Below are 7,147 nucleotides of genomic sequence, written 5' to 3'. Positions count from 1 at the left end.
GCCGCATGCTCGAAGCCACCGACCTGGCCCACTGCGCCGCCGACTGCTTCCAGCACCTGGCCCTGACCGGCAAGCACGTGCTGATCACCGCCGGCCCGACCCAGGAAAACATCGACCCGGTGCGCTACATCACCAACCATAGCTCAGGAAAAATGGGCTTTGCCCTGGCGGAAGCGGCGGTCGAGGCAGGCGCCCGTGTGACGTTGATCACCGGCCCGGTGCATCTGCCGACCCCGGATCGCGTCACCCGAATCGACGTAGTCAGCGCCCGCGACATGCTGGCGGCCTGTGAAGCGGCGATTCCCTGCGACCTGTTCATCGCTTCGGCTGCGGTAGCGGACTACCGCCCCGAGGTGGTTGCACCGCAGAAACTCAAGAAAGACCCTACAAGCGGCGACGGCCTGCTCCTGCAAATGGTCCGTAACCCGGACATCCTGGCGACCATCGCCACCCGTGAGGACCGCCCGTTCAGCGTCGGTTTTGCCGCCGAAACCGAGCATTTGCTGGACTATGCCGCACGCAAATTGAAAGACAAAAACCTCGACCTGATTGTCGCCAACGATGTCGCCAACCCGAGCATCGGCTTCAACAGCGAGGAAAATGCCATCAGCGTGATCGACCGCGAGTTGCACGCTACCGTTTTCGCCCAGACCAGCAAGGGCAAGATTGCCCGCCAACTGATCTCTTTTATCGCCCAACGGCTGAACCAGGTTTAATTTCCATGCACGCTTTGCAAGCCAAGATCCTCGACCCCCGCATCGGCAACGAATTCCCGCTGCCGGCCTACGCCACACCAGGCTCCGCCGGCCTCGACCTGCGCGCCATGCTCAAGCAGGACACCGTGCTTGAACCAGGCCAGACCATTCTGATTCCGACCGGCCTGTCGATCTACGTGGGCGACCCGGGTCTGGCGGCGCTGATCCTGCCGCGCTCCGGCCTGGGCCACAAACACGGCATCGTCCTCGGCAACCTGGTGGGGCTGATCGACTCGGACTACCAGGGCGAGTTGATGGTGTCCTGCTGGAACCGTGGCCAGACCGCGTTCAATATCGCCGTCGGCGAGCGCATTGCCCAACTCGTGCTGGTGCCGGTGGTGCAGGCGCACTTCGAGCTGGTCGAAGAGTTCGACGAAACACAACGCGGCGCAGGTGGCTTCGGGCATTCCGGCAGCCACTGACTAAGCTGAATTGACTTAGCCGAACAAGCCGGGTGCCTCACCCGGCCTGATGCCAACGCATGGCCTTTCAGGATGAAGAATGCGCGGAACTTACCAGCAAGGTTTCCCCAGTGAAATCAGGGCATTAAGGGGGCAAAAGGGCGGAGCTTCGGCGCCGATGGCACTTTTGCACCACGAACTCTATGCCAAAAACGCCGTCTTACCCTTCAGTTTGAGCCTGCCGGTCAGCACCCTTGAGGCCAGCCCAGCCCCTTATCGATGGAGTTCCCCCCCGCAATGAGCAACCCAGCCCGAGTCGCCCCGACATTTCCCGACAGCATTTTCCGCGCCTATGACATTCGTGGCGTGGTCCCCAAGACCCTGACCGCCGAGACCGCCTACTGGATCGGCCGCGCCATTGGCTCCCAGAGCCTGGCACAGGGCGAGCCCAACGTTTCCGTAGGCCGTGATGGCCGCCTGTCCGGCCCCGAACTCGTCGAGCAACTGATCCAAGGCCTGGCCGACAGCGGCTGCCACGTCAGCGACGTGGGCCTGGTGCCGACGCCTGCGCTGTACTACGCAGCCAACGTACTGGCCGGCAAGTCGGGCGTGATGCTCACCGGCAGCCATAACCCGTCGGACTACAACGGCTTCAAGATCGTCATCGCTGGCGATACCCTCGCCAACGAACAGATCCAGGCCCTGCACACCCGCCTGAAGACCAACGACCTGACCAGCGGCGAAGGCAGCGTCACCAAAGTCGACATCCTGCAGCGCTACTCTGACCAAATCACCGGCGACGTCAAACTCGCGCGCCGCCTCAAAGTGGTGGTGGACTGCGGCAATGGCGCGGCCGGCGTGATCGCCCCGCAACTGCTCGAAGCCCTGAACTGCGAAGTGATCCCGCTGTTCTGTGACGTCGACGGCAACTTCCCGAACCATCACCCGGATCCAGGCAAGCCCGAGAACCTGGTGGACCTGATCGCCAAGGTCAAGGAGACCGGGGCTGACGTCGGCCTGGCCTTCGACGGTGACGGCGACCGCGTTGGCGTGGTGACGGACACCGGCGAAAACGTGTTTGCAGACCGTCTGCTGATGCTGTTTGCCCGCGACGTGGTTGCGCGCAACCCAGGTGCCGAAATTATCTTCGACGTGAAGTGCACCCGCCGCCTCACACCGCTGATCAAGGAATACGGCGGTCGCCCGCTAATGTGGAAGACTGGCCACTCGTTGATCAAAAAGAAAATGAAAGAAACCGGCGCGCTATTGGCCGGCGAAATGAGCGGCCATGTGTTCTTCAAGGAGCGCTGGTTCGGCTTTGACGACGGCATTTACAGCGCCGCTCGTCTGCTGGAGATCCTCAGCAAGGAAAAATCGACCGCGCAGGAGCTGTTCCAGACCTTCCCGAATGATATTTCTACGCCAGAGATCAATATCCATGTGACCGAGGAGAGCAAATTCAGCATCATTGACGCACTGCACGATGCGCAATGGGGCGAAGGCGCCGACCTGACCAGCATTGATGGTGTGCGAGTCGATTACGCCAAAGGCTGGGGCCTGGTTCGCGCATCCAACACCACACCGGTGCTGGTGCTGCGTTTCGAGGCGGATACCGAGGCTGAGTTGCAGCGCATCAAGGACGTGTTCCACGCCCAGTTGAAACGTGTTGCCCCTGATCTCCAATTACCGTTCTGATTTTTTACCGGAGCCCTGAATGACCCTCGAACGCGAAGCCGCCGCCAATACCGCCAAGGTCCTTTCCGAAGCGTTGCCTTACATTCGACGCTACGTCGGCAAGACGCTGGTGATCAAGTACGGCGGCAATGCCATGGAAAGCGACGAGCTGAAAACCGGCTTTGCCCGCGACATCGTGTTGATGAAAGCCGTCGGGATCAACCCGGTGGTGGTGCACGGTGGCGGCCCGCAAATCGGTGACCTGCTCAAGCGCCTGTCCATCGAGAGTCACTTCATCGACGGCATGCGTGTGACCGACGCCCAGACCATGGACGTGGTAGAGATGGTCCTGGGCGGCCAGGTGAACAAAGACATCGTCAATCTGATCAACCGCCATGGCGGCAGCGCCATCGGCCTGACCGGCAAGGACGCCGAACTGATCCGGGCGAAGAAGCTCACCGTGACCCGCAAGACCCCGGAGATGACCCAGCCGGAAATCATCGACATCGGCCAGGTGGGCGAAGTGATCGGCATCAACACCGACCTGCTGAACCTGCTGGTGAAAGGCGATTTCATTCCGGTGATCGCGCCGATCGGTGTCGGTGCCAACGGTGAGTCCTACAACATCAACGCCGACCTCGTCGCCGGCAAGGTGGCCGAGGCGCTGAAGGCCGAGAAGCTGATGCTGCTCACCAACATCGCCGGCTTGATGGACAAGGAAGGCAAGGTCTTGACCGGCCTGACGACCCAGCAAGTGGACGACCTGATCGCCGACGGCACCATCTACGGCGGCATGCTGCCGAAGATCCGCTGCGCGCTGGAAGCGGTGCAAGGCGGCGTTGGCAGCTCGTTGATCCTGGATGGCCGGGTGCCGAATGCGATCCTGCTGGAAATCTTCACCGATACCGGTGTGGGTACCCTGATCAGTAACCGCAAGCGCCCCTAAGCGCTGGTAAACAAAAAGGCCCCGTTCAATTCGATTGAACGGGGCCTTTTCTATGTACTCGGTCTAAAAATGTGGGAGCGGGCTTGCTCGCGAAAGCGGCGGGTCAGTCGACACATATATCAACTGACAAGCCGTATTCGCGAGCAAGCCCGCTCCCACATGGATCTTCTAAACGCCGAACTGCTCGCGATAAGCCTTGACCGCCGGCAAATGCTGCTTGAGCTGCGGGTCATCTTCCAGGAACTGCAACACCTGGTTCAGGGACACGATGCTCACCACCGGAATCGCGAAATCACGTTCCACTTCCTGGATCGCCGACAATTCACCGTTGCCGCGCTCCTGGCGGTTCAGCGCGATCAACACGCCGGCCGCCTTGGCGCCGTCCTGTGAAGCGATGATCTGCATCACTTCGCGAATCGCCGTACCGGCAGTGATCACGTCGTCGATGATCAGCACGTCGCCCTTGAGCGGCGCACCCACCAGGCTGCCGCCTTCGCCGTGGGCCTTGGCTTCCTTGCGGTTGAAGCACCAAGGCAGATCCAGCTCGTGATGTTCAGCCAACGCCACGGCGGTCGCGGCCGCCAGGGGGATGCCTTTGTAGGCAGGACCGAACAGCACGTCGAAGGAAATACCGCTTTCAACGATGGCGGCCGCATAGAAACGACCCAGCTGCGCCAGGGCAGAACCCGAGTTGAAAAGGCCGGCATTGAAGAAGTAAGGGCTGGTGCGCCCGGACTTCAAAGTGAACTCACCGAAGCGCAATACGCCGCGATCGATGGCAAAACGAATAAAATCGCGTTGATACGCCTGCATGAAAAAAGCCTCAGATACCACGGATTTAGCTAATTAGGTAGACGGCGTGTATCATACACGCACGCGATTTTTGGGGCCATTTATGCGGATCATCAGTGTGAACGTCAATGGTATTCAGGCTGCAGTCGAGCGTGGTTTGCTCAGTTGGCTGCAAGCCCAGAATGCCGACGTCATCTGCCTGCAGGACACCCGCGCCTCCGCCTTTGAACTGGACGACCCAGCCTTCCAACTGGATGGCTACTTCCTTTATGCCTGTGATGCCGAAGTTCCCGCCCAAGGCGGCGTGGCTTTGTATTCGCGGTTGCAACCCAAGGCGGTCATCAGCGGCCTCGGCTTCGAGACAGCCGACCGCTACGGGCGCTACCTGCAAGCCGATTTCGATAAGGTCAGCATTGCGACCTTGCTGCTTCCATCAGGGCAGAATGGCGATGAAGACTTGAACCAGAAGTTCAAGCTAATGGACGACTTCGCCCGTTATCTGGATAAACAGCGGCGCAAACGTCGCGAGTACATTTACTGTGGCTCGCTGTACGTGGCGCAACAGAAGCTGGATATCAAGAACTGGCGCGACAGCCAGCAATCCCCGGGCTTCCTGGCGCCGGAACGGGCCTGGATGGACGAGATTGTCGGCAACATGGGCTATGTCGATGCCCTGCGGGAAGTCAGCCGCGAAGGCGACCAGTACAGCTGGTGGCCGGATAACGAACAGGCCGAGATGCTCAACCTCGGCTGGCGTTTTGACTACCAGCTGCTGACGCCAGGCTTGCGTCGCTTCGTGCGCAGCGCACGTCTGCCACGCCAGCCGCGCTTCTCGCAGCACGCGCCGCTGATCGTGGACTACGACTGGACCTTGACCATCTAAGGTCTTTTTCCAGGCACAAAAAAACCGACATCACTGTCGGTTTTTTTGTGGGCGGTGGTTATTTGATCAACCGCAATGTCCACGGATAACGATAAGCCACGCCCTTGTTGGCCTTGATGCCCGCAATGATCGTCATCACCACCGCGCCGATCACCAGCACGGTCATCAACACGAAGCCGATCACGATAAAACCCAGCAGGAAGCAGACCGCCCAGGCAATGCCCACGGTGATCTGGAAATTCAGCGCTTCCTTGCCCTGGTCATCAATGAACGGGTCTGCATCCTTCTTCACCTGCCAAAGAATCAAGGGCCCCAGCAGGCTGCCGAACGGGAACATCAGCCCGAAGAACGCCGCAAAATGACAGAGCATCGCCCACTGGCGAACTTCCTTGGACGGTGTCGGCAGTGGAAGTTGGCTGTCACTCATGGCGTCGCTCCTTGGGATTGAATCAGTCGGCCAATGCGGCGTTCTGCAGTTCGAAGATTTCGGTCATGCCCTTCTGGGCCAGGGCCAGCATGGCATTCAGGTCCGCCGGCTGGAATGGCGCGCCTTCGGCGGTGCCCTGCACTTCGATGAAACCACCGGTGCTGGTCATCACCACGTTCAGGTCGGTCTCGGCAGCCGAATCTTCAAGATAGTCCAGATCCAGCACCGGCTCGCCCTGATACATGCCGACCGATACAGCCGCGATCATCTGCTTGAGCGGATCGCCGCCTTTCAGGCCACCACGTTTCTTGATGACCTTGAGCGCGTCGACCAGGGCAACCATGGCGCCGGTGATGGAGGCAGTACGGGTGCCACCGTCGGCCTGGATCACGTCGCAGTCGACGTACAGGGTCACGTCGCCCAGCTTGGACATGTCCAGGGCTGCACGCAGGGAGCGACCGATCAGGCGCTGGATTTCCAGGGTGCGGCCGCCTTGCTTGCCACGGCTGGCTTCACGCTGGTTACGCTCGCCGGTGGCGCGCGGCAGCATGCCGTATTCGGCGGTCAACCAACCCTGGCCCTGGCCCTTGAGGAAACGCGGCACGCCGTTTTCGACGCTGACGGTGCAGATAACCTTGGTATCGCCAAACTCGACCAGTACAGATCCCTCGGCGTGTTTGGTGTAGTTGCGGGTGATGCGGATCGAGCGGAGCTGATCGGCAGCGCGACCACTTGGACGTTTCATAGGGGATACCTGTACGGAGGACGAAAAACTGCCGAGCATTATAGAGCCGCCAGCCCTGATCGGCACGGCTAAAAAATCCTGTTACAAACCCGGGCACCGAAGCCACTGTTTGGGGCCACCCGTCCCCTTGAGCTACAATCCTGCGCCTTCGCAGCCTGTCGGCTTCAATCTACCCATCAGCCCGCCTGTTTGCGGGACTGCATCGCGAGGTACCTCCATGGTGCACAGCATGACCGCCTTCGCCCGCGTCGAAAAAGCCGGCGTCCAAGGCACCCTGAGCTGGGAATTGCGCTCGGTCAACAGCCGCTACCTGGAGCCGCACCTGCGCCTGCCGGAATCGTTTCGTGACCTCGAAGGCGCGGTTCGTGAGGCACTGCGCCAGGGCATCTCCCGCGGCAAGCTGGAATGCACCCTGCGCTTTACCGAGGAAACCACCGGCAAGCCGTTGCAGGTGGATCGCGAGCGCGCCGCGCAATTGATCGCCGCCGCCGAAACCATCGCCGGCCTGATCAAGCAGCCTGCCG

8 protein-coding genes and 1 pseudogene are annotated in these 7,147 nt (G+C 60.6%); 6 read left to right on the top strand and 3 right to left on the bottom strand.

The features are described from left to right. From coaBC to argB, 4 genes and pseudogenes are all read left to right on the top strand, one after another. Positions 1 to 716: bifunctional phosphopantothenoylcysteine decarboxylase/phosphopantothenate--cysteine ligase CoaBC (gene coaBC, locus HX846_RS30160; RefSeq protein ID WP_178966777.1), on the top strand; the 716-nt coding region annotated here is incomplete at its 5' end. Between the two features lie 5 nt (positions 717 to 721). Beyond that, positions 722 to 1,177, top strand: a complete 456-nt coding sequence (dut, locus tag HX846_RS30155; RefSeq protein WP_003213270.1) for a dUTP diphosphatase — start codon at positions 722 to 724, stop codon at positions 1,175 to 1,177. Between the two features lie 252 nt (positions 1,178 to 1,429). Next, positions 1,430 to 2,851: pseudogene (locus HX846_RS30150) on the top strand (phosphomannomutase/phosphoglucomutase); the annotation flags it as partial. 19 nt (positions 2,852 to 2,870) lie between these two features. Further along, positions 2,871 to 3,776, top strand: coding sequence for an acetylglutamate kinase (gene argB, locus HX846_RS30145; RefSeq protein WP_003213275.1), 906 nt, complete (start codon positions 2,871 to 2,873; stop codon positions 3,774 to 3,776). A 168-nt stretch (positions 3,777 to 3,944) separates the two neighbouring features. Here argB and pyrE read toward each other — a convergent pair whose 3' ends face one another. After that, positions 3,945 to 4,589: an orotate phosphoribosyltransferase gene (pyrE, locus tag HX846_RS30140; RefSeq protein ID WP_003213276.1), complete on the bottom strand. Its 645-nt coding sequence runs from the start codon at positions 4,587 to 4,589 to the stop codon at positions 3,945 to 3,947. 82 nt (positions 4,590 to 4,671) lie between these two features. Here pyrE and HX846_RS30135 point away from each other — a divergent pair, with 82 nt between their 5' ends. Beyond that, on the top strand, positions 4,672 to 5,451 hold the full coding sequence (locus HX846_RS30135) for an exodeoxyribonuclease III (RefSeq protein WP_003176915.1): 780 nt from the start codon (positions 4,672 to 4,674) through the stop codon (positions 5,449 to 5,451). A 58-nt stretch (positions 5,452 to 5,509) separates the two neighbouring features. Here the strand turns inward: HX846_RS30135 and HX846_RS30130 are convergent, their stop codons facing one another. Both HX846_RS30130 and rph read right to left on the bottom strand, forming a co-directional pair. Beyond that, complete coding sequence (locus HX846_RS30130; protein WP_003213278.1) at positions 5,510 to 5,878, bottom strand: DUF4870 domain-containing protein; 369 nt, start codon at positions 5,876 to 5,878, stop codon at positions 5,510 to 5,512. 22 nt (positions 5,879 to 5,900) lie between these two features. Next, positions 5,901 to 6,623 (bottom strand): ribonuclease PH, encoded by a 723-nt coding sequence (gene rph / locus HX846_RS30125; RefSeq protein ID WP_003213280.1) that lies wholly within the window; start codon positions 6,621 to 6,623, stop codon positions 5,901 to 5,903. 217 nt (positions 6,624 to 6,840) lie between these two features. On the opposite strand from rph, the gene HX846_RS30120 reads away from it, so the two are divergent. After that, the coding region (locus tag HX846_RS30120; protein ID WP_306173170.1) for a YicC/YloC family endoribonuclease at positions 6,841 to 7,147 on the top strand (307 nt) is incomplete at its 3' end.

The sequence above is a fragment of the Pseudomonas sp. K5002 genome, from assembly GCF_013386655.1.
Taxonomy (GTDB): domain Bacteria; phylum Pseudomonadota; class Gammaproteobacteria; order Pseudomonadales; family Pseudomonadaceae; genus Aquipseudomonas.
This window is presented reverse-complemented; position numbering and strand designations above follow the sequence as displayed.

Coding starts and splice junctions, on each gene's coding strand:
- pyrE (WP_003213276.1), bottom strand. CDS start 4,589: ATGCAGGCGTATCAACGCGATTTTATTCGTTTTGCCATCGATCGCGGC.
- dut (WP_003213270.1), top strand. CDS start 722: ATGCACGCTTTGCAAGCCAAGATCCTCGACCCCCGCATCGGCAACGAA.
- rph (WP_003213280.1), bottom strand. CDS start 6,623: ATGAAACGTCCAAGTGGTCGCGCTGCCGATCAGCTCCGCTCGATCCGC.
- HX846_RS30135 (WP_003176915.1), top strand. CDS start 4,672: ATGCGGATCATCAGTGTGAACGTCAATGGTATTCAGGCTGCAGTCGAG.
- HX846_RS30130 (WP_003213278.1), bottom strand. CDS start 5,878: ATGAGTGACAGCCAACTTCCACTGCCGACACCGTCCAAGGAAGTTCGC.
- argB (WP_003213275.1), top strand. CDS start 2,871: ATGACCCTCGAACGCGAAGCCGCCGCCAATACCGCCAAGGTCCTTTCC.